The organism is Paraburkholderia sp. BR14320 (assembly GCF_040948665.1).
GTDB lineage: Bacteria > Pseudomonadota > Gammaproteobacteria > Burkholderiales > Burkholderiaceae > Paraburkholderia > Paraburkholderia youngii.
On the sequence record NZ_JBFPKG010000066.1, the window covers coordinates 1 to 24,550 of the forward strand.

A 24,550-nucleotide genomic window follows, 5' to 3' on the forward strand; every position below is an offset into this window, starting at 1 on the left:
ACCAAGGAAGGCATGTCGAACAAGGAAATTCACCGCTGCCTGAAGCGCTATATCGTCAGGGAGTTGTACCCGCTCATTCTGGCCGACTTGGCCGATTCGGCCCGCGCTTCTTGACATAGGAGCGTCAGATCGTAGGCCAGTCCATGCAAGACTCTGTACGTATCTTCGGAAAAGAGAAATGCTGCCGCACTTTTGGAGTTCTTCTTCTTCGACTCAAGCGCGTCTAGATGCACATCGGGAAACAGCGAGATCCACCGGAACGACGAAGGCACGGATTTGCCCGTCATGAGTTCGAACAGGTCGAGGTCGTACAGGGGTACGGCGCAGTGTGGAATCCAGCTCCGAGCGGCCTTCTCCATATAGTCGCCATTTCGATAGTCAGACTCAGGCAGCAGCGACGCCGAAGCGGCCAAACGAGCGTCCAGCCATCGTGCAAAATCAGCGACGATCTGATCCTTCGGGGCGTCGATCGAAACCATCAGGAGAGCGTATCGCTGGAAAGGCGACTCGGGATTGCGGGCCAGCAGTTCGTCGACGACCGCATCGGCCTCTTCTGGAGCAACCAAGGGCGTCGCTTCGTCGGTCAGGGCCTTCAGCCGGTTGAGAGTCAGTGATTTGACTGACGCCGTGTTCGTGGGATGGTCAGCCCCGATATAGCGAACGTCTGAGCCCAGCCACTTCAGGGGCGTCGCCTTGATCGACTCGAAGATCCCCGAGATGGCTTCGGGATTGCCTGCATTGAGCGCCCGACGAATGGCAAGACGATCTCCGACGAGGCGAGCCCAGTCGAGAGCCGTGAACTGGCTCAGCCCGGCGTAGTTGTCGAGCCGGAACCAATCCAGATCGTCAACTGTTGCTTGAGGAATGTTCCGAGATGGAGGCACGGCTAATCTTCCAGATACGGTACACGGACGACGAGTGAAAAGTCGGGGAAACAGGAATTGCGTGCGGCGCTCTCATCTTCACTGGCTGCACACGCAACGCTCCCGATGAACGCTCACAGTGACGCTGCCCACGCAGCTTCTTCACAAGTCTACAATGCTAAACGGCCTGGCACCGCCAAGCCGTTTCCTGTCCAAATCCTGTCCAAATCTGAGCCATGGACGGAGGACGAACTGAACCGGGAACCCGGTTACGGACTATCGCATCGCCAGTGAATGCGCAATTGCGGGGAGTGGCTCAAGTCCCTGATTCAGCAGGGATTTTTACTCCCACTCGATTGTCGCAGGCGGCTTGCCCGAGATGTCATAGACGACCCGGTTGATCCCGCGCACTTCATTGATGATTCGGTTCGACACATGCCCGAGCAGTTCGTGCGGCAGATGCGCCCAATGCGCGGTCATGAAGTCGAGCGTCTGCACCGCGCGCAGCGCGACGACGTACTCGTAGGTACGGCCGTCGCCCATCACGCCGACGCTCTTCACCGGCAGGAACACCGCGAACGCCTGGCTCGTCAGGTCGTACCACGACTTGCCGGTTTCCTTGTCGATCGTGTTGCGCAGCGTTTCGATGAAGATCGCGTCCGCGCGACGCAGCAGGTCCGCGAAATCGCGCTTCACTTCGCCGAGGATCCGCACGCCCAGACCCGGGCCCGGGAACGGGTGGCGATACACCATCGAGTGCGGCAGACCGAGCTTCACGCCCAACTCGCGCACTTCGTCCTTGAACAGTTCGCGCAGCGGTTCGAGCAGCTTCAGATTCAACGTCTCCGGCAGACCGCCGACGTTGTGGTGGCTCTTGATGGTTTGCGCAGCCTTCTTGCCCTTGCCCGCCGATTCGATCACGTCCGGATAGATCGTGCCTTGTGCCAGCCACTTCGCGTCGGTCAGCTTGCCGGCCTCGGCCTGGAACACTTCGACGAACTCGGCGCCGATGATCTTGCGCTTCGCTTCCGGATCGGTCACGCCGGCGAGCTTGCCGAGGAATGCTTCGCTCGCATCGACGTGAATCACCTTCACGCCGAGGTGATCGGCGAACAATGCCATCACCTGCTCGGCTTCGTTCAGGCGCAGCAGGCCGTGATCGACGAACACACAGGTCAGTTGATCGCCGATCGCGCGATGCAGCAGCGCCGCCGCCACCGACGAATCCACGCCGCCCGACAAGCCCAGAATGACGTGCTCGTTACCGACCTGCTCGCGAATCTTCGCGACGGCTTCGTCGATGTAATGGCCCATTTCCCAATCGGCCTTCGCACCGCAGATCTGCAGTACGAAGCGCTCGAGCATCGCGCGGCCCTGCACCGTGTGGGTGACTTCCGGATGCCATTGCAGCCCGTAGAAACGGCGCTGTTCGTCGGCCATCGCGGCGATCGGGCACGATTCCGTCGATGCCATCAGCGCGAAGCCCGGCGGCATTTCCAGCACCTTGTCGCCGTGGCTCATCCACACCTTCAGCATGCCGTGACCTTCGGACGTGGTGAAGTCGCTGATGCCTTCGAGCAGGCTCGTATGGTTGCGCGCGCGCACTTCGGCGTAGCCGAATTCGCGCAGATGGCCAATGTCGACCTTGCCGCCGAGCTGCTGCGCCATCGCCTGCATGCCGTAGCAGATGCCGAGCACCGGCACGCCGAGTTCGAACACGGCTTGCGGCACGCGCGGCGTGTCTTCCTCGGTGACAGAGCTCGGGCCGCCCGACAGAATCACGCCCTTCGGTGCGAAGTCGCGGATGAACGACGCGTCGACGTCGTACGGATGGATTTCCGAATACACGTTGGCTTCGCGAACGCGACGTGCGATCAGTTGGGTGACTTGCGAACCGAAGTCGAGAATCAGGATCTTGTCATGCATGGCAGCGGACGGAATCAGAAGTGAGCGGATATGGAATGCCGCGCACGAGGCGCGGCGATGAATTCAAAGCGGTCCACGCGGCGACGGTCTCAGCGCGGCGCGGACAGCAAACATTACGATGAAGCACAAAAGCAGGACCAACGGCGGAACTTGCCGCCTGCGATGCGCGCGAACGAAACACGGTAGCTTCGGCAAACGGCCTGGCGCGCGGCGCTTCAGCCATGAAACGGCGGGCGCGGTGCGCTGGGTACGTCGTTGCTGGCGTCGCGCGCGGCACGTTCGGACTCGCTCAGGCCGGGCTCGGTGGCAGCCGGACGAAGCGGCGCAGTAGCGGCAACGGGAGCCGCACCAGCCGGATTCACCGGTCGCGTGACCGGCACGACGGGCTCTGGCACCGGCTCGGCCTGATAGATCGGAAAGCCCGCTGAGGCACGTGGCTCGCGCTTCTGTACGGCATCCTTTTCGGCTTCTTTCGCGGCACGCTTTTCAGCCCGGCCGTCGGCCTTGCTCGACGAGGACTTGACCACGCCACCCTTCTCCCGCCGCCGCACCACACCCGACAGCCGCACGCCGCCGAGCCCGATCACCACCAGCGCGACACCGGCCAGCGCCGCCACCATCTGCCCGAAGCCGGTCAGCGACGGCGTATGCAGCCCCAGCAGCCAGACCAGCAGCAGCACGCCGATCAGCCAGTGCACATGACCGACCACCTTCGCGACCGTCGAGGTCAGCGCCCCGTCGAACGACGCATGCAGCGCGAGCCATGCGAGCCCGATCAGCGCGACGCCGAACGCCTGGCCGACCAGCATCGGCTCCGTTGGCACCAGTTGCAGCGCGTCGTACAGCGAGGTCCACGGCGTCAGCACGAACAGCAGGCCTAACGCCAGCAGCACCAACGCATCGAGGATCAGTACAACGCGCAGCAGTGGCTTCATGGGCGTTTAGTCCACGTGGTAGTTGGGCGCTTCCTTGGTGATTTGCACGTCATGCACATGCGACTCGCGCAGGCCCGCGCCGGTGATCTGCACGAACTCGGCCTTCTCGTTCATTTCAGCGATGGTGCGGCAACCGCAGTAGCCCATGCTCGCACGCACGCCGCCAATCAGCTGGAACAGGATCGCGTTGACCGAACCCTTGTACGCGACGCGACCTTCGATGCCTTCCGGCACCAGCTTGTCGATGTTCGCCGAGTTGTCCTGGAAGTAGCGGTCCGCCGCGCCGTCCTTCATCGCGCCGACCGAGCCCATGCCGCGGTACGACTTGTACTGGCGGCCCTGGTACAGGAACACTTCGCCCGGCGACTCTTCGGTACCGGCGAACATGCTGCCCATCATGACCGCGCTCGCGCCGGCCGCGAGCGCCTTGCTGACGTCGCCCGAGAAGCGCACGCCGCCGTCGGCGATGACCGGCACGCCCGTGCCGTTCAGCGCTTCGGACACGTTGGAGATCGCGGTGACCTGCGGCACGCCGACGCCTGCGACGATTCGCGTTGTGCAGATCGAGCCCGGGCCGATACCGACCTTGACGCCGTCCGCGCCGTATTCGACAAGCGCCCTGGCAGCCGCGGCGGTCGCGATGTTGCCGCCGATCACCTCGACGTGCGGGAAGTTCTGCTTGACCCACTTGACGCGCTCGAGCACGCCCTTGCTGTGGCCATGCGCGGTATCGACGACGATCACGTCGACGCCGGCCTGCACGAGCAGCTCGACGCGCTCTTCGTTGTCCGCACCGACGCCGACCGCCGCGCCCGCGCGCAGCTTGCCGTGCTCGTCCTTGCACGCGTCCGGGTGCTCGGTTTGTTTGGTGATGTCTTTGACGGTCATCAGGCCGCGCAGCTCGAACGAGTCGTTGACGACCAGCACGCGCTCGAGGCGGTGGCTGTGCATCAGCGCCTTCGCTTCGGCGAGCGGCGTGCCTTCCTTGACGGTGACGAGGCGCTCGCGCGGCGTCATGATGTTGCGCACCGGCTCGTCCAGACGCTCTTCGAAGCGCAGGTCGCGGTTCGTCACGATACCGACGAGTTGCGCGCCCTCGACGACCGGGAAGCCCGAAATGCCATGCTGGCGCGACAGCGCGATCACGTCGCGCACTTTCATTTGCGGCGGCACGGTGATCGGGTCGCGCACGACGCCCGACTCGAAACGCTTGACCTTCGCGACTTCACGCGCCTGCTCGGCCGGCGTGAGGTTCTTGTGGATGATGCCGACGCCGCCCATTTGCGCCATGGCGATTGCCAGACGTGCTTCGGTGACCGTGTCCATCGCGGCGGACACGAGCGGCATGTTCAGGGAGATGTTGCGGGTCAGCCGGGTCTTGAGGCTGGTGTCGCGCGGCAGAACATCGGAGAAGGCCGGGACGAGGAGCACGTCATCGAACGTGAGTGCTGTTTGGATCAGACGCATGGCAAATCCTATAGGCGCAAAAGCGAATTATACGCGATACCACCCCGGTTTTCACTGCGCGAACAGCAGCTTAGCGAATTTCAGACGATTTTTTACCGCTCCGGCATGCGCCGATTTCGCTTGGCTTTTCGCGTCGGGTTCGATCGGGTTTCGTTTGCGCGTTCGCAGGCAAACGCGGGCCTTGGCCGGCGGCCATCGGCGATCGAGCGACGCGAATGCAGGATCGAACAAGACGCCCCGTCCGCAAAACCGCTATTCTGCCGCCCATTCCAGTTTATCCAGCAGGGGCAGTCGATGCAGCGCGGTGTCATATATGGGGTCATGGCCGGAGCCTTGTGGGGCATGGTGTTTCTGGTGCCGCGCGTGCTGCCCGACTTCTCCCCGCTGCTGCTCGTCGCCGGCCGCTATTCGATGTACGGCGTCGTGTCGCTCGCCGCGGCCCTGCCGATCGCGCGCTCGCTCGCCAAACGGCTGAGCCGCGAGGACCTGATCGCGCTCGTCAAGCTCGCGCTAGCCGGCAACATCGTCTATTACCTGCTGCTGACGGCCGCGGTGCACCTGATCGGGATCGCGCCGGCCTCGCTGATCGTCGGCGTGCTGCCGGTCACGGTCACGCTGATGGGCCGGCGCGATCACGGCGCCGTGCCGCTCGCGCGCCTCGCATGGCCGCTCGCGACCGTGATGGCGGGCATCGTGTGCATCAATATCGACGTGTTTACGGTGGCCGGCGCGGCGCCGGTGAGCATCGCGACGCGCCTGCTCGGCGTGGCCTGCGCGGTCGGCGCGCTCCTTTGCTGGACCTGGTTCGCGGTCGAAAACGCCCGCTACCTGCAGCGTCAGACGCATTTCAGCGGCAACGAGTGGTCGGTGCTGTGGGGCGTCGTGACGGGCGCGCTCGGCGGCGCATTATGGCTGGTGGTCGCGGTGCTGCCGTCCGGCGGCCCGCAGGACGAACTGGCTGATGCCCGGTGGCACACGTTCTGGCTGCTTAACCTGGTACTCGCGATCGGCGCGTCGTGGCTCGGCAACGGCCTGTGGAATGCCGCGGCAAAACGGCTGCCGCTGACGCTGTCCGGCCAGATGATCGTATTCGAGACGCTGTTCGCGCTGCTTTACGCGTTCATTTACGACGAGCGCCTGCCGCGCCCACTCGAACTCGCGGCGATCCTGCTGCTGGTGGCGGGGGTCTGGTGGTCGGTGCGCCGGCATTCGGACGACGATTCGTCGGGTGCGGCGCGCATCGAAGGCATGGACGAGAAGGCGCAAACGGCGGCGCCCTGAGGCGATGTGACGCGATGAGGTGTCACGGGCGGCGGGCGGAAAAAGTCCATCGCCCCGCCGACTCGCGCCGCCTAGCGCGAATCCTTGTTCAACCAGCGCCGCCCCTCGATCGATCCCGCCTTGCGCGTCTTTTCGACGCGGCGCTGGCGCGACACCTTCGGATCGACCAGCAACGGCCGGTAAATCTCGACGCGATCATGGTCGGCCAGCACCGTATCGAGCGGCTTGAGCTTGCCGAACACGCCCACCTTCTGCGTGTTCAGATCGATCGACGGAAAACGCTGCAGAATCCCGCTTGCGTCGATCGCCTGCTTCAGCGTCGCGCCCGCCGGCAACTCGACCGCAATCAGCGCCTGCTCGCTGGCGAGCGCATAGCAGACCTCGACCGTTAGTCGCGCGTTCATGCCTGACCGTAGCGCTGATTGGCGCGCTTCACGAAAGATTCGACGAAGGTATTGGCGATGTGATTGAACACCGGCCCGATGATCTTCTCGAGCAGGATGCTGGTGAACTCGTAGTGCAGCGCGAATTCGATCTTGCACGCATCAGCGCGCAGCGGCGTGAAGCGCCAGAAACCGGTGAACTTGCGAAACGGACCGTCGGCGAATTCCATGTCGATGCGCGTGGGGCGCTCCATCGAGTTGCGCGTGGCGAAATGCTGCTTGATGCCCTTGAAGTTGATATCGATCCGCGCCTCCATGCTGGTGTCGTCCCGGTGACGAATTTCGATGCCGCCGCACCATGGCAGGAAGTTGGGGTAATCGTCGACGTCGGTGACGAGGTCGAACATCTGTTCCGCCGAATGGCGAATCAACACGGTTTTCTGGACATCTGCCATAAATTGAACAGCGCGCGGCAAGGGTGGACGAGCGCGGCGGGCTTTCCTGGTCCCGCTTTGCTAAAATCGTAATTTTAAACGAGTTGGGCACTTTCCATTCATGAGCATCATCGACAACAGAAAAGCCTTCTACGACTATTCGGTCGAAGAACGCTATGAGGCAGGCCTCGTGCTCGAAGGATGGGAGGTCAAGGCGTTGCGCGCGGGGCGCGGCCAGATCAAGGAAGGCTATGTGGTGATCCGCAATGGCGAGCTGTTCCTGATCGGCACGCACATCAGCCCGCTGCCCGAAGCGTCGACGCACATCCATCCCGATCCGGTGCGCACGCGCAAGCTGCTGCTGCATAGCGAGGAAATCAGCAAGCTGATCGGCAAGGTCGAGCAGCGCGGCTACACGCTCGTGCCGCTGAATTTTCACTACAAGAACGGTCGCGTCAAATGCGAGATCGGTCTCGCGAAGGGCAAGAAGATGCACGACAAGCGCGAGACCGAGAAAAAGCGCGACTGGGAGCGCGAGAAGGCGCGTTTGATGCGCTCGCCGACGTAAGCGCGGTTCATTTCCGGCTCATGCAAAAATGGCCCGCACATCGATGTGCGGGCCATTTGCTTTTTGTCACGCGCTCGTTGCGCGCCGGTTGTTTAGTTCGTCAGCGCAGGTCGCTTCGCGGCGGCTCCGCTGCCGCCCTGCCCTTGCTCACGATCGTCAGCGCCGACGCGATCATCGAACTCATGTTCGACATGTCGCCCGGCACGATCAGTGTCGTGCCCTGCTTCGCGAGGTTCGAGAACGCGTTCACGTACTGTTCGGCCACCTTCAGATTGACCGCGTCCATCCCGCCGTTCAGTTGGATCGCGGCGGCGATCTTCTGGATCGCCTGCGCGTTTGCCTCGGCCACCGCCAGAATCGCCGCGGCCTGGCCCTGCGCCTGGTTGATCGCCGCCTGCCGCTCGCCTTCGGACGTCTGGATCGCCGCCTCACGGCCGCCCGACGCGATATTGATCTGCTCCTGCTTGCGCCCTTCCGAGGCCGCGATCAGCGCGCGCTTTTCGCGCTCGGCGGTGATCTGCGCCTGCATCGCGTGAAGGATTTCCTTCGGCGGCGTCAGGTCCTTGATCTCGTAGCGCAGCACTTTTACGCCCCAGTTCGAGGCCGCCTCGTCGAGCGCGGACACGATGCTGTGATTGATGAAATCGCGCTCCTCGAAGGTGCGATCGAGCTCCAGCTTGCCGATGACCGAGCGCAGCGTGGTCTGCGACAACTGCGTGATCGCGAACACGAAGTTGCTCGATCCGTACGAGGCCTTCATCGGATCGGTGACCTGGAAATACAGCACGCCGTCGACCTGCAGTTGCGTGTTGTCGCGCGTGATACAGACTTGGCTCGGCACTTCCAGAGGAATTTCCTTCAGCACGTGCTTGTACGCGACCCGATCGACGAACGGAAACGCGAAGCTCAGACCCGGCGTCAACGTCGCGTGATAACGGCCGAGGCGCTCGAGCACCCACGCATGCTGCTGCGGCACGATCTTGATGGTCTGCGACGCGAGCACGATCACGACGATCAGCAGCACTGCCCCGACGATGGTTGAATCCATATCGCTACCCTCCGATTCTGCTTCGAATTGTTGTGCGCAGGTTGGTCGGGCCTGCGTGTTCAGATTAGGCTTTGGTGCTTCGCTTTGTGAAGGGATATCGATGAGCGCGTGTGGCGAACACCGCACCCAATACTCCCGTTCAGATCGTCAGGTCGTGCTCGCGCGCGCCTTCGGTTGCCGGCTCGCGACGACGACCAGACAACTGCCACGCAATTCCCTGATCTCGTAAACCTGCGCGTCTTCGGGCTCGCCCGCGGCCAGCTCGACGTCCCATGCGGCGCCACGATAGGTCGCACGTGCTTTGCGCCCCTGCCACGCCGGCACGTTCAGCGTCTGGCCGATGTCCAGGTTGACATCGGGATTGCGCGACGCCTGCTCGCGTCTGCGACGGGCAAAGCGCGAGCGTCTGAGCACTACGACCGCCGCAAGCGCGACCAGCGCCGCCACCACGAACTGCAGATCGGGCCCGGCGCCGGCAATGCGCGCAAGCGCGGCCGCGACGAAGCCGAACGCGATCATCAACAGATAGAAGGTGCCGCTCATCAGTTCCATCACGACAAGCACACCCGCCCCGATCCACCAGAACAGTCCACCAGGCGCCACGTCGACCTCCACAAAGCAAAACACCCCGGATCTACCGGGGTGTTTATAGCACGAAGCGGACGTGCTCTAACGCGTGCGGAATGCCGCTAGCGAAGCGGCATTCGATACCTCGCGAGTTACGCCTTTGCCTTTGCCAGCTGCTGCCACGTATCGATGATCGTGTCGGGGTTCAGCGAGATCGACTTGATGCCTTCGTCCGTCAGCCATTGCGCGAAGTCCGGGTGATCCGACGGCCCCTGGCCGCAGATACCGACGTACTTGTCCAGACGCAAGCAGGTTTCGATTGCGCGCTTGAGCATGAACTTGACCGCCGGATCGCGTTCGTCGAAATCGACGGCGAGCAGCTCCATGCCCGAGTCGCGGTCGAGGCCGAGCGTGAGCTGCGTCAGGTCGTTCGAGCCGATCGAGAAACCGTCGAAGTACTGCAGGAACTCTTCGGCGAGGATCGCGTTCGACGGCACTTCGCACATCATGATCAGGCGCAGGCCGTTCTCGCCGCGCTTCAGGCCGAACTTCGCGAGCAATCCGACCACGCGCTCCGCCTGTTTCAGCGTACGCACGAACGGCACCATGATCTCGACGTTGTCGAGGCCCATCTCTTCACGCACCTTCTTCAGCGCGACGCATTCCATCTGGAACGCCTCGGCGAAGTCTTCCGCGATATAGCGCGATGCGCCGCGGAAGCCCAGCATCGGGTTTTCCTCGTCGGGCTCGTAGCGCGAACCGCCGATCAGCTTCTTGTACTCGTTCGACTTGAAGTCCGACATACGCACGATGACGGGCTTCGGATAGAACGCCGCCGCGATCGTCGCGATGCCTTCGGTCAGCTTGTCGACGTAGAACGCGCGCGGCGACGCGTGACCGCGCGCGACGCTTTCGACCGCCTTCTTCAGGTCCTGATCGACGTTCGGGTACTCGAGGATCGCCTTCGGGTGCACGCCGATGTTGTTGTTGATGATGAATTCGAGTCGCGCGAGACCCACACCTGCGTTCGGCAGTTGCGAGAAGTCGAACGCGAGCTGCGGATTGCCGACGTTCATCATGATCTTCACCGGAATCGCCGGCAGTTCGCCGCGCTGCACTTCGGTGACTTCGGTTTCGAGCAGACCGTCGTAGATCTTGCCCTCGTCGCCTTCCGCGCACGACACCGTGACGAGCGCGCCGTCCTTCAGCACGTCGGTCGCGTCGCCGCAGCCGACCACCGCCGGCACGCCCAGCTCACGCGCGATGATCGCCGCGTGGCAGGTGCGGCCACCACGGTTCGTGACGATCGCCGACGCACGCTTCATGACGGGCTCCCAGTTCGGGTCGGTCATGTCGGCGACGAGCACGTCGCCCGGCTGCACGCGGTCCATCTCCGACGGATCGTGGATCACGCGCACCGGACCCGCGCCGATCTTCTGACCGATCGCACGGCCCGTTGCCAGCACGTTCGACTGGCCCTTCAGCTTGAAGCGCTGCTCGGCCTTGCCGCCGCCCTGGCTCTTCACCGTTTCCGGACGCGCCTGCAGGATGAAGATCTTGCCGTCGCGGCCGTCCTTGCCCCACTCGATGTCCATCGGACGCTGGTAGTGCTTCTCGATGATGACCGCGTACTTCGCGAGTTCGATCACGTCTTCGTCGGTGATCGAGAAACGGTTGCGCTGCTCGTGCGCGACGTCGACGGTCTTCACGCGGCCCGGCTCGCCCGGCTTCGTGAACTCCATCTTGATCAGCTTCGAGCCGATCGAGCGGCGGATGATCGGGTACTTGCCCTGCGCGAGCGTGGTTTTGAAGACGTAGAACTCGTCCGGATTCACCGCGCCCTGCACGACGGTTTCGCCGAGGCCATAGCTCGACGTGATAAAGACAGCGTCCTTGAAGCCCGATTCGGTATCCAGTGTGAACATCACGCCCGCTGCGCCGACGTCCGAGCGCACCATGCGCTGTACGCCCGCCGACAACGCGACTTCAGCATGCGTGAAGCCCTTGTGGACGCGATAGGAGATGGCGCGGTCGTTGTACAGCGACGCGAACACGTGCTTCATGCGATCGAGCACGTCGTCGATGCCGACCACGTTCAGATAGCTTTCCTGCTGACCGGCGAATGATGCGTCGGGCAGGTCTTCCGCGGTCGCGGACGAACGCACGGCAAACGAGAGCTCTTCGGGCGAGCTCTTTTGCAGCGTGTCGAACCCCGCGCGAATGTCAGCTTCGAGCTGCGGCTGCAGCGGTGCGTCGACGATCCATTGACGGATTTCCTTGCCCGCTTCGGCGAGCGCCTTCACGTCGTCGACGTCGAGCGTCTCGAGACGTTTGGCGATGCGTTCGGTCAGGTTGTTGTGCTGCAGGAAGTCACGGAACGCGAGCGCGGTGGTCGCGAAGCCGGTCGGCACGCGCACACCGGCTTCCGCGAGCTGGCTGATCATCTCGCCCAGCGACGCGTTCTTGCCGCCGACGATTTCCACGTCGGTCATCCGCAACTGCTCGAACGGAACTACATACGCCTTGTCCTTTGCGACGGTAACTGCGTTAGTCATACAAGCCCCTAAGTGTGAAAGAAATTCACGACTGTGCAAGTGGGCTTGAACACGGGCAGCCCATTGGAAGCTCGACCCCGTGTCTTGCACAACCTGTTAGATAAGCAATCGCTGTTAAGGCTCGAATGCGTTGCATGGGGACACCGGCGCGTGCATGACGGAGACGGCGGCGAAGAACGCCAATCAACGCACTTACCGCTCGATCTCTTGCGTTCAACGCATGTTCAGGTCAGATGACGTGAGGTTGAACGACCGTTCGCAGTAATTTAGCGGCCAATCGCCTGCAATTGCTTATCCAACAGGTTGCCGCTATTCTACCGTGCCGACTCCCCAAATGTGGCGGTCGGTCGAGAATTGCGTCTCGAATCGCGCCCCGGCCCAGCCAGCGGGCTTTTGCGAGGCCGGCCGCGCGCCGCTGCGGTTCGATCCAAGCGCGTTCTAGTGCCGCGCTTTGCCGGCTCATTTGCCTTTCACCTTCACAGCCCCACTGATGCCGCCCACCGTATTCATCGTCTCAGACGGTACCGGGATCACTGCCGAAACCTTCGCGCATTCGATCCTCTCCCAGTTCGACCAGAAATTCCGCCTGGTCCGCGTGCCATTCGTCGACTCGACCGAGAAGGCCTACGCAACGCTCGAAAAAATCAACGAAGCGGTCGTGCAGGACGGCCGTCGTCCGATCGTGTTCACCACGCTCGTCGATAGCTCGTCGAATCAGATCGTGAAGGATTCGAACGCACTCGTGCTCGACATGTTCCAAACCTTCGTCGAGCCGCTCGAGCAGGAGCTGGAGCTGAAGTCGAGCCACGCGATGGGCCGCGGCCACCAGAACGCGGACACCGAGGAGTACAAGAACCGCATCGAGGCGATCAATTTCTCGCTCGCGCACGACGACGGTCAATCGAACCGCAATCTCGCGGACGCCGACGTGATCCTCGTCGGCGTGTCGCGCAGCGGCAAGACGCCGACGAGCCTTTACCTGGCGATGCAGTACGGCGTGAAAGCGGCGAACTATCCGCTGATTCCCGAAGATTTCGAGCGCGGCAAGCTGCCCACGCCGCTGCTCGAGCATCGGCAGAAGATGTTCGGGTTGTCGATCGATCCGCAGCGGCTGTCGGAGATCCGCAACGAGCGGCGGCCGGGCAGCAAGTACGCGGCGCTGGAAAACTGCCGCTATGAGATCAACGAAGCAGAAGCCATGATGCGGCGCGAGGGGATCAAGTGGCTGTCGTCGACGCACAAGTCGATCGAGGAGATCGCGACGACGATCCTGCAGGAGATCAAGCTGGATCGGCCGTCGTATTGAGCGACCGCGGAGCAGGCGTTGCGTTGCCGGGCCAGCGCCCGCGCAACGCCACTGACGTCTACTTTTTACGGCCGCGCTGCTGCCGGCACTGCTCGAACACGCAGACGGCCGCCGCGGCCGCCACATTCAGCGATTCCATGCCGCCAGGCTGCGGAATCGTCACCCGCAACGATACGGCATCGCGCCACACCTGCGACACGCCCGCCCCTTCGTTGCCGAACACCCACGCAAGCGGCCCGCTCAGGTCGCAGTCATAAATCGGTTCAGCTCCGTGCGAATCGGTGATGACGATCGGGACCGCAAGACGTTCGATCAACGCGCTCGCGTCGACATCCTCATGAATCTGCAAGAGGAAGTGCGCGCCCATGCCGGAGCGCAGCACCTTCGACGACCACGCGTAGGCCGTGCCCGGCGCGCAGAACACGTGTTCGATGCCCGCGGCCGCCGCACTGCGCAGAATCGAGCCGACATTGCCCGCGTCCTGCACGCCGTCGAGCACCAGACAGTTTTGCTCGACGCGCTCGGGCAGCGGCGCGTCCAGCTTCTCGACGAGCAGCAGAATCCCGACGCCATGCACCACATTCGACAACTGTCCGAATAACGCATCCGGCAGCGTCACGAGCCGATGCTCGTCGATGCGCGAGACGATCGCCTGCGCTTCGTCGTGACGCAGCGCGCCGTCGGTGACGACGCAGAGCTCCGGCTGACCGGCGACGTCGAGATACGCGCTCGCAAGATGGAAGCCCTCGAGCAGCGCATGGCCGCTGCGGCGCTGTTGATGCGTCGAGCCGGCCAGTGCCTTCAGGCGCTTGTAGAGCGGATTGTCCCGCGAGGTGATGGCTTTCACAGGCAGCGAAGGCGGTGAGAAATGGAAATGGGATCAGTGGCAAATCAGTAGGGAATCAGCGGCGCTCGAGCGCGAACCGCGTTCGAGCCGTGCTGATGGCGCTGGTCACGCGAGGCCGGCGTCGCCGAATGCATCGTCGTCGAGCAGCAGCGCGTCGGCCACGATGACGGCGTCCGCCGATGGCAGCGGCACGCCTGTGCCGAGCCGCAGATGCGCTTCGCGCACCGGCGCGAACGAGCGCCGATGATGCTCGCACGGCCCATGATCGCGCAGCGCCGCGAGATGCTGCGGCGTACCATAACCGGCGTGCGCGTCGAAGCCATACACGGGATACGCCTCGTGCAGCTCGAGCAGCATGCGGTCGCGCGCGACCTTCGCGAGAATCGACGCCGCCGAGATACTCTTCACGAGCGCGTCGCCGCCGATCACCGCTTCGCTACGGATGCTGAGCGTCGGGCAACGGTTGCCGTCGACCTTCACGAGCGTCGGCACGACCGACAAGCCCTCGACCGCGCGCTTCATCGCGAGCATTGTCGCGTGCAGGATGTTCAGCGAATCGATTTCCTCGACCGTCGCCGATGCGATGCAATACGCGAGCGCGCGATCGACGATCTTCTCGTACAGCGCTTCACGCTTGAGCGCGGTGAGCGCCTTCGAATCGTCGAGGCCGCGGATCATCGGTTTCGCAGGATCGAAAATCACCGCCGCCGCGACGACCGGTCCGGCCAGCGGTCCGCGCCCTGCTTCGTCGACGCCGCAGACGATGTCGTCGGCGCTTTCGAAGTTCAGGCCGGCTTGCGCGACGACCCGAACGGCGGCCGCAGTCTTGCGGCGAGGCGCGCGCGGCGGGGTCATGGCCGCCCCGCCCGTTGCTCGACGACGCTCGCCACGACTTCGGCCGCGCGCTGCGCGGTGTTCTGCTTCAGCACGTGGTGCATCTCCGTGAAGATTTCCTTCAGCGTGCGCCGGTTCGCTTCGTCGCGCAACTGTTTCAGCGTCGCCTCGGCGAGCGCCTGCGGCGTCGCGAAGTGCTGCAGGATCTCCGGCACCACGAAACGCCCGGCCAGAATGTTCGGCAGGCCCACGTACGGCAGATAGCCCTGGCGGCGCATGATCTGGCCGGTTAGCCAGGGCACCTTGTACGAAATCACCATCGGCTTTTTCAACAGCGCGGCTTCCAGCGTGACGGTGCCGCTCTTCACGAGAATCGCGTCGGCGGCGGTCATCGCGAGTTGCGACTGGCCGTCGATGATGGTCAGCGCGAGGCCCGGGTGCGCATCGACGAGCGGCTGCAGCAGCGCGCGCAACGTGGGCGTGGCCGCCGGCATCACGAAGCGTACGCTGGGCTCCTGGTGCTGCATCATCTCCATCGCCGCGAAGAACGTCGGGCCGATCAGGTCGATCTCGGAGCGCCGGCTGCCCGGCAGCACCGCGATCACCGGCCCGCTTTCCGCGAGACCGAGCGCGCGGCGCGCGCCGAGCGTGTCGGGTTCGAGGGGAATCTGATCGGCCAGCGGATGCCCGACGTACGACGCCGCGACGCCCGCCTTTTCGAGCAGCGCGGTTTCGAACGGGAACACGCACAGCATGTGGTCGACCGCCTTGGCGATCTTCTTGATGCGCCCCCCACGCCATGCCCAGATGGACGGGCAGACGAAGTGCACGGTCGGAATGCCGGCGTCGCGCAGCGCATGCTCGAGCCCGAAATTGAAGTCGGGCGCGTCGACACCGACGAACACGGACGGCGGCTCGGCAAGCAATTGACGCTTGAGCTCGTTGCGGATACCGAGGATTTCGGGGATGTGTCGCAGTGCTTCGACATAGCCGCGCACCGTCAGCTTTTCCATCGGCCAGTGGGCGTCGAAGCCCGTGGCCATCATGCGCGGACCGCCGATGCCGTAGTACTGCGTGGCGGCCGGCAACCGGCTGGCGAGACCGTCGAGCAGCGATGCGGCCAGCAGGTCGCCGGACGGCTCGCCGGCCACCATCGCGACGCGCAGCGGACTGGGTTGCAACGTCATCGGTTAGCGGATGATGCCGCGCTGCGACGCTTCGACGAACGCGAGCAGCGTCTGCACCGGGGCGTCGCCGTCACCGCCGGCCGAACCGAGTTCCTTCAATTGCACCTTCGCTTCTTCGAGCGACAGGCCGTTCTTGTACAGCACGCGATATGCGGAGCGCAGCACCGAGATAGCGTCAGCCGAGAAACCGCGGCGGCGCAGCCCTTCGACGTTGATGCCGTGCGGCTCGGCCTTGTTGCCCGCAGCGATCACATAGGGCGGCACGTCCTGCACGAGCGCCGACGCGCCGCCGAGCATCGCGTGCGCGCCGATGCGCACGAACTGATGCACGCCCGACATGCCGCCGATGATCGCGTGGTCGCCGATCGTCACGTGGCCGGCCATCTGCGCGTTGCTCGACAGGATCACGTTGCTGCCGACGTGGCAGTCGTGACCGATGTGCACGTAGGCCATGATCCAGTTGTCGTCGCCGAGCGTGGTGACGCCCGCGTCCTGCACCGTGCCGGTGTGGATCGTGGTGAATTCGCGGATCGTGTTGCGGTTGCCGATCACGAGCCTGGTCGGCTCGTCACGGTATTTCATGTCCTGCGGACGGCCGCCGACCGATGCGTAATGGCCGATGCGGTTGTCTTCGCCGATCGTGGTATAGCCCTCGATCACGCTGTGCGAGCCGACCGTGCTGCGCGCACCGATCGTCACGTGTGCGCCGATCACCGCATAGGGCCCGACTTCGACGGATTCGTCGAGCTGCGCGCCCGCTTCGATGATCGCGGTGGGATGGATCCTGCTCATGCGTCCTCGCTTCTGATTCTGTTGCGTTGTGTGAATGGCCTTGACGCCGGGGCCGCCGCGCACTTGCCGTGCCGCGCCGCGATCTGCCCGGACGCCGGCTTCACGCGTCTTTGTCCGTGTGACGCACCGCGCACATCAGATCGGCTTCAGCCGCGACGACGCCATCCACTTCGGCGCGCGCCTTGAACTTCCAGATGCCGCGCATGTGACGCTCGAACGTGCAGTTCAGGATCAGCTGATCGCCCGGTTCCACCACGCGCTTGAAGCGCGCGTTGTCGATGCCGACGAACAGGTACAGCGTGTTCGACGGATCGCTCGGCTCTTCCGAGAACGTCAGCAGCGCCGCGGTCTGCGCGAGCGCTTCGAGGATCAGCACGCCTGGCATCACCGGCCGCGTCGGGAAATGTCCCTGGAAGTACGGCTCATTGATCGACACGTTCTTCAACGCTTTGATGCTCTTGTGCGGTTCGAGTTCGAGCACCCGGTCGACCAGCAGGATCGGATAACGATGCGGCAGCAGCGTGAGAATCTTATGAATGTCGAGATTGATTTTTTCGGTGCTCATGGTGTTTCTGCTCACGCATTGACTGCGCGATGATGACTGCGGATGCTGGTGCAGGTGGGTTGAAAACGCGCGCGACCGGCGCCTTGGATGACCGGTGGCCGTGCCACCCGGTCACGGCCACCGGCTTTGCTTCATGATGCTCGACCACTATTTTACGCGGTGCCGGTGGGTCGCCGGGATATCTGTCAGATCTTGTTGCCTGCGGGTTGACCTGCGGCGCCGTCAGTGGCGCTGCCGGCCTTGTCGGCGGCGGCGCTCTCCAGCGCCTTGATGCGATCGCGAAGCTTGTCGATATTGCGCAACAGCGCCGCGCTCCTGTTCCAGTCCGCGTGGTTCACGGCGGGGAACGCACTCGTGTACATGCCGGGCTTCAGCAGCGATTTCGACACGCCCGACTTCGCGGTGACGATCACATGATCGGCAAGCGTCACGTGTCCGGCAATGCCGACCGCGCCGCCGATCATGCAGTGACGCCCGATGGTCGTGCTGCCAGCGATACCTGCGCAGCCCGCGATCACCGTGTAGGCGCCGACCTTGCAGTTGTGGCCGATCTGCACGAGGTTGTCGATCTTCACGCACTCCTCGATGATCGTGTCGGCCATCGCGCCGCGGTCGATCGTGGTATTCGCACCGATTTCGACGTCGTTCGCGATCAATACGCCGCCGACCTGCGGAATCTTCACCCAGCTGCCGGTGCGCGCATCGCCCTCGCCGACGAAGTCGGGCGCGAAGCCGAAGCCGTCCGAGCCGATCACCGCGCCCGCGTGCACGATCACGCGCTCGCCGAGCTTGCAGCCGTGGTACACGGTCACGTTCGGATACAGATGCGCGTTCGCGCCGACATGCGTGCCGCGGCCGATCACGACGTTGGCGTCGAGCCGCGCATGCTCGCCGATCACCGCGCCCGCTTCCACGGTGACACGCGGACCGATCACCGCGCTCGCGGCGACCTGCGCGGAAGGATCGATGGTTGCGCTCGGATGCACGCCGGGGACGGGCTTCGGCGCGGCGAGCTCGATGAAGGTTTGCGCGACGCGCGCAAAGTAAGCGTAGGGATTCGGCGTGACGATGAAGTTTCGACCTTCGCGTGAAGCGAGCTTCTCGAGGTCGCCGGCATTGATCAGCACCGCGCCGGCGCGGGTCGTTTCGACTTGCGACAGATATTTCGGATTGGCGAGGAACGCCAACTGGTCCGGGCCTGCCTGGTCGAGCGGCGCGAGACTGCTCACGCGCTGCGACCCGTTACCGACAACCTCACCGCCGAACCGCTGGACGATGTCCTCGAGCTTAAATGCCATGCCTATCCTGTCTCCAACCTGTTCAATCATTGCGAGGGCGCGCGCCAACGCGCGCGGGGCGACCGTACGCCGCCCCCGGTTGCCCTTAGTTGCCCGATGCCGCCAGTGCCTTTAGCACCTGGTCGGTGATATCGATGCGCGGGCTCACATACACGGCTTCCTGCACGATCAGATCATAGTGCTGCGTTTCGGCGATCTGCTTGATGACCTTGTTCGCGCGATCAAGCACCGCCGCGAGTTCCTCGTTGCGGCGCTGGTTCAGGTCTTCGCGGAACTCACGCTGCTTGCGCTGGAAGTCCGAGTCGAGCTGCGACAGGTCGCGCTGCTTCTGCGCGCGATCGGTCGCTGACATTGTCGCGCCATTCTTGTCGAGTGCATCGGACATCGACTTGAGCTTTTGCGCCATGTCGGCCAGATCCTTGTCCCGCTTCGCGAATTCGGCCTCGAGCTTCAGCTGCGCGGCTTTCGCCGCAGCCGATTCGCGCAGGATGCGGTCGGAATTCACCGCGGCGATTCTCGCCTCCTGCGCGTGCGCCATGCCGACCCCGAGGGTCATTGCCAGCGCCAATGCGCACGCTACACGTTTCGAAAACATACCGGTTAGCAAAGTCATCCTCTCGATACTGTAGTTTGGCCGGGCTCGCCGCCGGGAGCACCCGCCGCCGCAGCCGGCCGCCGGGAGCGCCCGTCGCCCCAATCAGAACGCTGTCCCGATCTGGAACTGGAACTTCTGATACTGGTCGCCCGTGTGCTTCGTGAGCGGGAAGCCAAGGCTCAACTTGAGCGGGCCGATCGGCGAGATCCATGCGAGACCCACACCGTAGCCGTAACGCAGGCCGTTCGCGCCAGTCGACGTCGCTGCCGTGCTCGCGTCCGCCCAGACGTTACCAGCGTCCAGGAAGGTGAACACACGCAGCGTGCGGTCGTAGCCGGTGCCTGGCAGCGGGAACGTCAACTCGATATTGCCCACCAGCAGCTTCGAGCCGCCGATCGGATCGCCGGTCGTTTTGTCACGCGGACCCAGTGAGCTCGGCTCGTAACCACGCACCGAACCGATACCGCCCGCGTAATAGTTCTTGAAGATAGGATAAGGCTTGCCAGCAAGGCCGTTACCATAGCCGCCCTGGAAGTTGAAGCCCAGCACAAAGCCGCGCGCAAACGAGTAATAGTACTGCGCGTTGATGTCGGCCTTGTAGTACTGGGTGCCGCCGATCGGCGTGCCGTATTCCGCGTTCGCCTGCGCGAAGTAGCCGCGGCTTGGCACGAGCGCGCTGTCGCGCGCATCGCGCGACCAGCCAACCGTAAGCGGCACGTTGTTCGACACCCGGCCGAAGTCATTCACGTATTGCTTATATGAAGCCGGGGTATTTGCATCGACGTCCAGCTGGTTCTGTTCGAAGCCCGCGCCGAAGTAGACGGTATCGACTTCGGAGAACGGAATGCCGAACTTGAGGTCGCCGCCCATCGTGACGATCTTGAAGCTCGAATCGGTCGAGTAGTACAGCGGCTGGTAGGTACGGTAGTAGACGTCGGTGATCCGCTTGATGCCGTCCACCGTGAAATACGGGTCGACCTGCGTGACCGTCAGCGTACGGTACGTCTTCGCAGTATTGATGTTCACCGCGAGGCTCGTGCCGGAGCCGAACACGTTGTCCTGCGAGATACCAGCGGACAGCACCACCTTGTCCGTCGACGAGAAACCTGCACCGAGCGTAATTGCGCCGGTCGGCTTTTCGGCGACCTTCACGTCGATGTCGACCTGGTCGGGCGTGCCTTCGACCGGCACCGTGGTCACGTCGACGTCGGTGAAGTAGCCGAGACGGTTGATACGGTCCTTCGACAGCGAGAGGCGGTTCGAATCGAACCACGAGCTTTCGAGCTGGCGCATTTCGCGGCGCACCACTTCGTCGCGCGTGCGCGTGTTCCCGACTACGTTGATGCGGCGCACGTACACGCGACGGCTCGGGTCGACCTGCAGCGTCAGGTCGACGGTGTGGTTGTTCTGGTCGATCTGCGGCTGGGCATTGACGGTCGCGAACGCGTAACCGTATTCGCCGAGCTTGTCGACGATCGCCTTCGTGGTGGCCTGCAGCTTTTCGGCCGAGAAGCGGTCGCCCGGCCTGATCTTGATGAGCTTCTTCAGCTCGGCTTCGCGGTCGAGCAGATTGCCGGCGAGGCGGATGTTCGAAATCGTGTACGGCTGGCCTTCATGCAGCGTGATGGTCAGGTACATGTCCTTCTTGTCCGGCGAGATCGACACCTGGGTCGATTCGATGCTGAACTCGAGGAAGCCGCGATTCAGGTAGAACGAGCGAAGGTTCTCGAGGTCGCCGGTGAGCTTGTCTTTCGCGTACAGGTCGTTCTTGGTGTACCACGAGAACCAGTTCGGCGTGGACAACTGCATTTCGTCGCGCAGCGTGCCGGTGCTGAATGTCTTATTGCCGATGAAGTTGATCTGGCGGATCTTCGCGCTCGGACCTTCGGCCACCGAGAACAGGATGCCGACGCGGTTGCGGTCGATCGGCGTGATCGTCGTGGTGACTTCGGCCGCGTAAAAACCGCGCGTCAGGTACTGGCGCTTCAGTTCCTGCTCGGCCTTGTCAACCAGCGCCTTGTCGAAGTACCGGCCTTGCGACAGCCCGACCGCGCGCAGCGCCTTGATCAGGTTGTCCTTTTCGAATTCGTGGATGCCGGCAAAGTCGATCGTGCCGATGGCCGGGCGCTCCTGCACCTGCACCACCACCACGTTGCCTTCGGTTGCAATCTTGACGTCGTTGAAGAAGCCCGTCGCGTAAAGCGCGCGAATCGCTTCAGAGGCCTTGTCGTCGGAAAAGGTATCGCCTTGTTTGATGGGCAGGTACGCGAACACCGTACCCGGTTCGACGCGTTGCAATCCCTCAATGCGAATGTCTTGCACCACGAAGGGCGTCGTTGCATGAGCAACCAGCCCATGCGCGGCGAACGCCGCGGCTATAACCGTCTTTGGACCAAAGCGATGAGGTTTGAACAACGTGCTTCCCCAGTGTGTATAGCTGCATCAGGCCTGGCGGCCGCCCTCGAGAACGCCGCCGGACACTTTAAAAATGGATTAAACGAGCCAGATCGTTGAACAGCGCAATCGCCGACAACGCGACGATGCAGGCAAGACCCGCCCTCTGAAAAACGAGTTGCCAGCGATCAGAGACAACTTTACCGGTCACAGCTTCAACCAAATAATATAACAGATGACCCCCGTCCAATACCGGAATTGGTAGCAGGTTCAGCACGCCGAGGCTAATGCTGACAAGGGCCAGGAACGACAAAAACGCGGAAGGACCCAGACGTGCGCTCTTTCCCGCGTAGTCGGCAATCGTCACCGGACCGGACAGGTTCTTCAGCGATGCCTCGCCGACGATCATCCGGCCAAACATCCGCACCGAGTACACCGCGAGGTCCCACGTGCGGTGCGCGCCGAGGCGTAGGCTCTCGAGCGGGCCGTAGCGCACGTCGATCGACGGCACCTGGGTCGCCAGCTCCGCGCCGATGCGGCCGATCTGCTGCCCGCTCGCCGCATCGCGCTGCAGTTGCGGCACGATCGTGATCTCTTCGAGCGTGCCGGCCGCATGTCCGCCGCGGCCGCCGCGCTCCACCCGCAGCGTGACCGGCACGCCGGCGTGCGATTTTACAAAGGCGATGAAGGCCGCGGCACTATCGGTCGGCGTACCGTTGATCGCGCGTAGCCGGTCGCCCGCGACGAGCCCCGCCTTCTGCGCGGCGCTGCCCGCCTGCACGCCGGCCACCGTCAGCTTGCCGCCACCTGGCTCGAAGCCGAGGCGCGACATCAGATCGTCGTCGACGTCTTTCTCGCCGATGCCGCGCAGGTCCATCGGAAAATCGGAGGTGCCGTGCGCGTCTTTTGCACTGAGCACGATGCGCTGCTGATCGAACGCGGCACCGAGCAACTTCCAGCGCAGATCCGACCACGAGCGCACCGGCTCGGTCTCGTCGCTATGGCCGGTGCGCACACCGACGATCGTCTCGCCGCCCTCGAAGCCCGCCAGCGCGGCGGGTGTGTTCGGCGCGGGCGTCGCGATCACGGCCGCCGGTTCGGTCACGCCTGTCGCGAACACGAGCGCGAACAGCAAGATCGCAAGCAGGAAATTCGCGACCGGACCGGCCGCGACGATCGCGAAGCGCCGCCACACCGACTGGCGGTTGAACGCATGCGGCAGATCCGCGTCGGGAACCGAGCCGGGGCCGGCCTCGCGCTCGTCGAGCATCTTCACGTAGCCGCCTAGCGGCAGCGCGGCAATCGTCCACTCGGTGCCCGTCTTCTGACTGACCCACTGAACCAGCGGCTTGCCGAAGCCAATCGAAAAACGCAGCACCTTCACGCCGCACAGACGCGCGACGCTGTAGTGCCCGTACTCGTGGACCACCACGAGTACGCCAATCGCAACCGCGAAAGCGAGCAGTTCGATCAGCAGATTCATAAACGCCTCACTGGACGGCGCGTTCCGTGCGACGAACGCCGTCGGGCAGACGCGCGATGAATTCGGTAGCAGCACGGCGCGCGGCGGCGTCCGCTTCGATGACGTCCTCGAGCGCGTGCGCGCTGCGGTTCGGCAATGCGTTCAGCACCGAGTCGACCACCTGCGCAATCGCCATGAAGCCGATGCGGCGCGCGAGGAACGCCTCCACCGCGATCTCGTTGGCGGCGTTCAACGCCGCGCTCGCGACACCGCCTTCAGCCAGCGCCTTCATCGCGAGCGCGAGGCACGGGAAGCGCGCGTAGTCGGGTTTCTCGAACGACAACGACGCGATCTCCGCGAGATCGAGCTGCGCGACGCCCGAATCGACACGATCCGGGAACGCGAGCGCGTGCGCGATCGGCGTGCGCATGTCGGGGTTGCCGAGCTGCGCGAGCACCGAGCCGTCCGCGTACGACACCAGCGAATGGATCACGCTCTGCGGATGGATCAGCACATCGATGCGCTCGCCGGGCAGATTGAACAGCCAATGTGCCTCGATCACTTCGAGGCCCTTGTTCATCATCGTCGCCGAGTCGACCGAGATCTTGCGGCCCATCACCCAGTTCGGATGCTTGCAGGCTTCGTCAGGCGTCACGTCGACGAGCGTGGCCGGTTCGCGCGTGCGGAACGGGCCGCCGGACGCGGTCAGGATGATCTTGGAAACGCCGCCGTGCAGCGATGCCTCGCGCGGCAGGCATTGGAAAATCGCGTTGTGTTCGCTGTCGACCGGCAGCAGGACCGCGCCGTTGTCGTGCACCGCGTCCATGAAGATCGCGCCGGACATCACCAGCGCTTCCTTGTTCGCGAGCAGGATGCGTTTGCCGGAGCGGGCCGCGGCAAGGCTCGGCGCGAGACCCGCTGCGCCGACGATCGCTGCGACCACGGTGTCGCAGCCCTCGCTCTTCGCGACGTCGACGAGCGCCTGCGGTCCGTATGTGACCTCTGTCTTGCTGCCCGCATCGCGCAGCTTCGCGGCGACCTTCGCGGCCGTGTCGGCGTCGCCGACCACCGCCACTTCGGGCGCGAAGCGCAGGCATTGCTCGACGAGCTTGTCGCCGTTGCGATGCGCGCTCAGCGCGTAAATGGAAAAACGCTCGGGATGGCGCGCGACCACGTCGAGCGTACTGTCTCCAATCGAGCCCGTGGAACCGAGCAATGTCAGACGTTTTTGCATATCTCTTTC

At 63.7% G+C, this 24,550-nt stretch carries 23 protein-coding genes; 3 read left to right on the forward strand and 20 right to left on the reverse strand.

Annotated features, from left to right (window positions below; all coding sequences use genetic code 11):
- Positions 1-47: 47 nt before the first annotated feature.
- The 5 genes from AB3X89_RS34945 to AB3X89_RS34965 all read right to left on the reverse strand — a co-directional run bounded on the left by AB3X89_RS34945 (position 48) and on the right by AB3X89_RS34965 (position 5,422).
- A complete protein-coding gene (locus tag AB3X89_RS34945) occupies positions 48-884 on the reverse strand; it encodes a hypothetical protein (RefSeq protein ID WP_368587317.1) in 837 nt (278 codons plus the stop codon).
- A gap of 321 nt (positions 885-1,205) precedes the next feature.
- Positions 1,206-2,789, reverse strand: coding sequence for a glutamine-hydrolyzing GMP synthase (gene guaA / locus AB3X89_RS34950; protein WP_013089680.1), 1,584 nt, complete (start codon positions 2,787-2,789; stop codon positions 1,206-1,208).
- 215 nt (positions 2,790-3,004) lie between these two features.
- Positions 3,005-3,724 carry a hypothetical protein gene (locus tag AB3X89_RS34955; RefSeq protein ID WP_368587318.1) on the reverse strand — a complete coding sequence of 240 codons (720 nt, stop codon included), beginning with the start codon at positions 3,722-3,724 and terminating at the stop codon, positions 3,005-3,007.
- Between the two features lie 6 nt (positions 3,725-3,730).
- Positions 3,731-5,191, reverse strand: a complete 1,461-nt coding sequence (guaB, locus tag AB3X89_RS34960) for an IMP dehydrogenase (protein ID WP_368587319.1) — start codon at positions 5,189-5,191, stop codon at positions 3,731-3,733.
- A gap of 51 nt (positions 5,192-5,242) precedes the next feature.
- Complete coding sequence (locus AB3X89_RS34965) at positions 5,243-5,422, reverse strand: hypothetical protein (RefSeq protein ID WP_368587320.1); 180 nt, start codon at positions 5,420-5,422, stop codon at positions 5,243-5,245.
- 63 nt (positions 5,423-5,485) lie between these two features.
- Between AB3X89_RS34965 and AB3X89_RS34970 the strand changes: the two genes are divergently transcribed.
- Complete coding sequence (locus AB3X89_RS34970; protein ID WP_368587321.1) at positions 5,486-6,472, forward strand: DMT family transporter; 987 nt, start codon at positions 5,486-5,488, stop codon at positions 6,470-6,472.
- Positions 6,473-6,543: 71 nt separating this feature from the next.
- On the opposite strand, the gene AB3X89_RS34975 is transcribed toward AB3X89_RS34970, so the two are convergent.
- Together AB3X89_RS34975 and AB3X89_RS34980 are read right to left on the reverse strand one after the other, a co-directional pair.
- Positions 6,544-6,876, reverse strand: a complete 333-nt coding sequence (locus tag AB3X89_RS34975) for an RnfH family protein (protein ID WP_368587322.1) — start codon at positions 6,874-6,876, stop codon at positions 6,544-6,546.
- A complete protein-coding gene (locus tag AB3X89_RS34980) occupies positions 6,873-7,310 on the reverse strand; it encodes a type II toxin-antitoxin system RatA family toxin (protein WP_013089685.1) in 438 nt (145 codons plus the stop codon). The genes AB3X89_RS34975 and AB3X89_RS34980 overlap by 4 nt, the downstream gene beginning before the upstream one ends.
- 100 nt (positions 7,311-7,410) lie before the next feature.
- Here AB3X89_RS34980 and smpB point away from each other — a divergent pair, with 100 nt between their 5' ends.
- On the forward strand, positions 7,411-7,857 hold the full coding sequence (smpB, locus tag AB3X89_RS34985) for an SsrA-binding protein SmpB (RefSeq protein WP_013089686.1): 447 nt from the start codon (positions 7,411-7,413) through the stop codon (positions 7,855-7,857).
- 100 nt (positions 7,858-7,957) lie between these two features.
- On the opposite strand, the gene AB3X89_RS34990 is transcribed toward smpB, so the two are convergent.
- The 3 genes from AB3X89_RS34990 to ppsA all read right to left on the reverse strand — a co-directional run bounded on the left by AB3X89_RS34990 (position 7,958) and on the right by ppsA (position 12,027).
- Entirely contained in the window at positions 7,958-8,905 is a 948-nt protein-coding gene (locus AB3X89_RS34990) for an SPFH domain-containing protein (protein ID WP_368587323.1), read from the reverse strand.
- 147 nt (positions 8,906-9,052) lie between these two features.
- Complete coding sequence (locus AB3X89_RS34995) at positions 9,053-9,508, reverse strand: NfeD family protein (RefSeq protein WP_368587324.1); 456 nt, start codon at positions 9,506-9,508, stop codon at positions 9,053-9,055.
- A 116-nt stretch (positions 9,509-9,624) separates the two neighbouring features.
- Positions 9,625-12,027 (reverse strand): phosphoenolpyruvate synthase, encoded by a 2,403-nt coding sequence (gene ppsA, locus AB3X89_RS35000; protein ID WP_368587325.1) that lies wholly within the window; start codon positions 12,025-12,027, stop codon positions 9,625-9,627.
- Positions 12,028-12,517: 490 nt separating this feature from the next.
- Here ppsA and AB3X89_RS35005 point away from each other — a divergent pair, with 490 nt between their 5' ends.
- A complete protein-coding gene (locus AB3X89_RS35005; RefSeq protein ID WP_013089690.1) occupies positions 12,518-13,333 on the forward strand; it encodes a pyruvate, water dikinase regulatory protein in 816 nt (271 codons plus the stop codon).
- 58 nt (positions 13,334-13,391) lie between these two features.
- On the opposite strand, the gene AB3X89_RS35010 is transcribed toward AB3X89_RS35005, so the two are convergent.
- The 10 genes from AB3X89_RS35010 to AB3X89_RS35055 all read right to left on the reverse strand — a co-directional run bounded on the left by AB3X89_RS35010 (position 13,392) and on the right by AB3X89_RS35055 (position 24,541).
- Positions 13,392-14,180: a TrmH family RNA methyltransferase gene (locus tag AB3X89_RS35010; protein ID WP_368587326.1), complete on the reverse strand. Its 789-nt coding sequence runs from the start codon at positions 14,178-14,180 to the stop codon at positions 13,392-13,394.
- A gap of 105 nt (positions 14,181-14,285) precedes the next feature.
- Entirely contained in the window at positions 14,286-15,035 is a 750-nt protein-coding gene (gene rnhB, locus AB3X89_RS35015; RefSeq protein ID WP_368587327.1) for a ribonuclease HII, read from the reverse strand.
- Entirely contained in the window at positions 15,032-16,201 is a 1,170-nt protein-coding gene (gene lpxB, locus AB3X89_RS35020) for a lipid-A-disaccharide synthase (RefSeq protein ID WP_368587328.1), read from the reverse strand. Before lpxB ends, rnhB begins: the two co-directional genes overlap by 4 nt.
- Before the next feature lie 3 nt (positions 16,202-16,204).
- The gene (gene lpxA / locus AB3X89_RS35025) at positions 16,205-16,993 is read right to left on the reverse strand and encodes an acyl-ACP--UDP-N-acetylglucosamine O-acyltransferase (protein ID WP_176108295.1); all 789 of its coding nucleotides are present in this window, start codon (positions 16,991-16,993) and stop codon (positions 16,205-16,207) included.
- A 100-nt stretch (positions 16,994-17,093) separates the two neighbouring features.
- Positions 17,094-17,558, reverse strand: coding sequence for a 3-hydroxyacyl-ACP dehydratase FabZ (fabZ, locus tag AB3X89_RS35030; protein ID WP_006048683.1), 465 nt, complete (start codon positions 17,556-17,558; stop codon positions 17,094-17,096).
- A 185-nt stretch (positions 17,559-17,743) separates the two neighbouring features.
- On the reverse strand, positions 17,744-18,856 hold the full coding sequence (gene lpxD / locus AB3X89_RS35035; protein WP_368587329.1) for a UDP-3-O-(3-hydroxymyristoyl)glucosamine N-acyltransferase: 1,113 nt from the start codon (positions 18,854-18,856) through the stop codon (positions 17,744-17,746).
- Between the two features lie 85 nt (positions 18,857-18,941).
- On the reverse strand, positions 18,942-19,463 hold the full coding sequence (locus AB3X89_RS35040; protein WP_026225318.1) for an OmpH family outer membrane protein: 522 nt from the start codon (positions 19,461-19,463) through the stop codon (positions 18,942-18,944).
- 90 nt (positions 19,464-19,553) lie between these two features.
- The gene (gene bamA / locus AB3X89_RS35045) at positions 19,554-21,866 is read right to left on the reverse strand and encodes an outer membrane protein assembly factor BamA (protein WP_368587330.1); all 2,313 of its coding nucleotides are present in this window, start codon (positions 21,864-21,866) and stop codon (positions 19,554-19,556) included.
- A 67-nt stretch (positions 21,867-21,933) separates the two neighbouring features.
- Positions 21,934-23,328, reverse strand: coding sequence for an RIP metalloprotease RseP (gene rseP / locus AB3X89_RS35050; protein WP_368587331.1), 1,395 nt, complete (start codon positions 23,326-23,328; stop codon positions 21,934-21,936).
- Between the two features lie 7 nt (positions 23,329-23,335).
- Complete coding sequence (locus AB3X89_RS35055) at positions 23,336-24,541, reverse strand: 1-deoxy-D-xylulose-5-phosphate reductoisomerase (protein ID WP_368587332.1); 1,206 nt, start codon at positions 24,539-24,541, stop codon at positions 23,336-23,338.
- Positions 24,542-24,550 lie beyond the last annotated feature (9 nt).

Coding starts and splice junctions, on each gene's coding strand:
- smpB (WP_013089686.1), top strand. CDS start 7,411: ATGAGCATCATCGACAACAGAAAAGCCTTCTACGACTATTCGGTCGAA.
- AB3X89_RS34990 (WP_368587323.1), bottom strand. CDS start 8,905: ATGGATTCAACCATCGTCGGGGCAGTGCTGCTGATCGTCGTGATCGTG.
- AB3X89_RS34980 (WP_013089685.1), bottom strand. CDS start 7,310: ATGGCAGATGTCCAGAAAACCGTGTTGATTCGCCATTCGGCGGAACAG.
- ppsA (WP_368587325.1), bottom strand. CDS start 12,027: ATGACTAACGCAGTTACCGTCGCAAAGGACAAGGCGTATGTAGTTCCG.
- guaA (WP_013089680.1), bottom strand. CDS start 2,789: ATGCATGACAAGATCCTGATTCTCGACTTCGGTTCGCAAGTCACCCAA.
- lpxB (WP_368587328.1), bottom strand. CDS start 16,201: ATGACGTTGCAACCCAGTCCGCTGCGCGTCGCGATGGTGGCCGGCGAG.
- rnhB (WP_368587327.1), bottom strand. CDS start 15,035: ATGACCCCGCCGCGCGCGCCTCGCCGCAAGACTGCGGCCGCCGTTCGG.
- AB3X89_RS35005 (WP_013089690.1), top strand. CDS start 12,518: ATGCCGCCCACCGTATTCATCGTCTCAGACGGTACCGGGATCACTGCC.
- AB3X89_RS34970 (WP_368587321.1), top strand. CDS start 5,486: ATGCAGCGCGGTGTCATATATGGGGTCATGGCCGGAGCCTTGTGGGGC.
- AB3X89_RS34955 (WP_368587318.1), bottom strand. CDS start 3,724: ATGAAGCCACTGCTGCGCGTTGTACTGATCCTCGATGCGTTGGTGCTG.
- rseP (WP_368587331.1), bottom strand. CDS start 23,328: ATGAATCTGCTGATCGAACTGCTCGCTTTCGCGGTTGCGATTGGCGTA.
- lpxD (WP_368587329.1), bottom strand. CDS start 18,856: ATGGCATTTAAGCTCGAGGACATCGTCCAGCGGTTCGGCGGTGAGGTT.
- AB3X89_RS34975 (WP_368587322.1), bottom strand. CDS start 6,876: ATGAACGCGCGACTAACGGTCGAGGTCTGCTATGCGCTCGCCAGCGAG.
- AB3X89_RS35055 (WP_368587332.1), bottom strand. CDS start 24,541: ATGCAAAAACGTCTGACATTGCTCGGTTCCACGGGCTCGATTGGAGAC.
- lpxA (WP_176108295.1), bottom strand. CDS start 16,993: ATGAGCAGGATCCATCCCACCGCGATCATCGAAGCGGGCGCGCAGCTC.
- fabZ (WP_006048683.1), bottom strand. CDS start 17,558: ATGAGCACCGAAAAAATCAATCTCGACATTCATAAGATTCTCACGCTG.
- guaB (WP_368587319.1), bottom strand. CDS start 5,191: ATGCGTCTGATCCAAACAGCACTCACGTTCGATGACGTGCTCCTCGTC.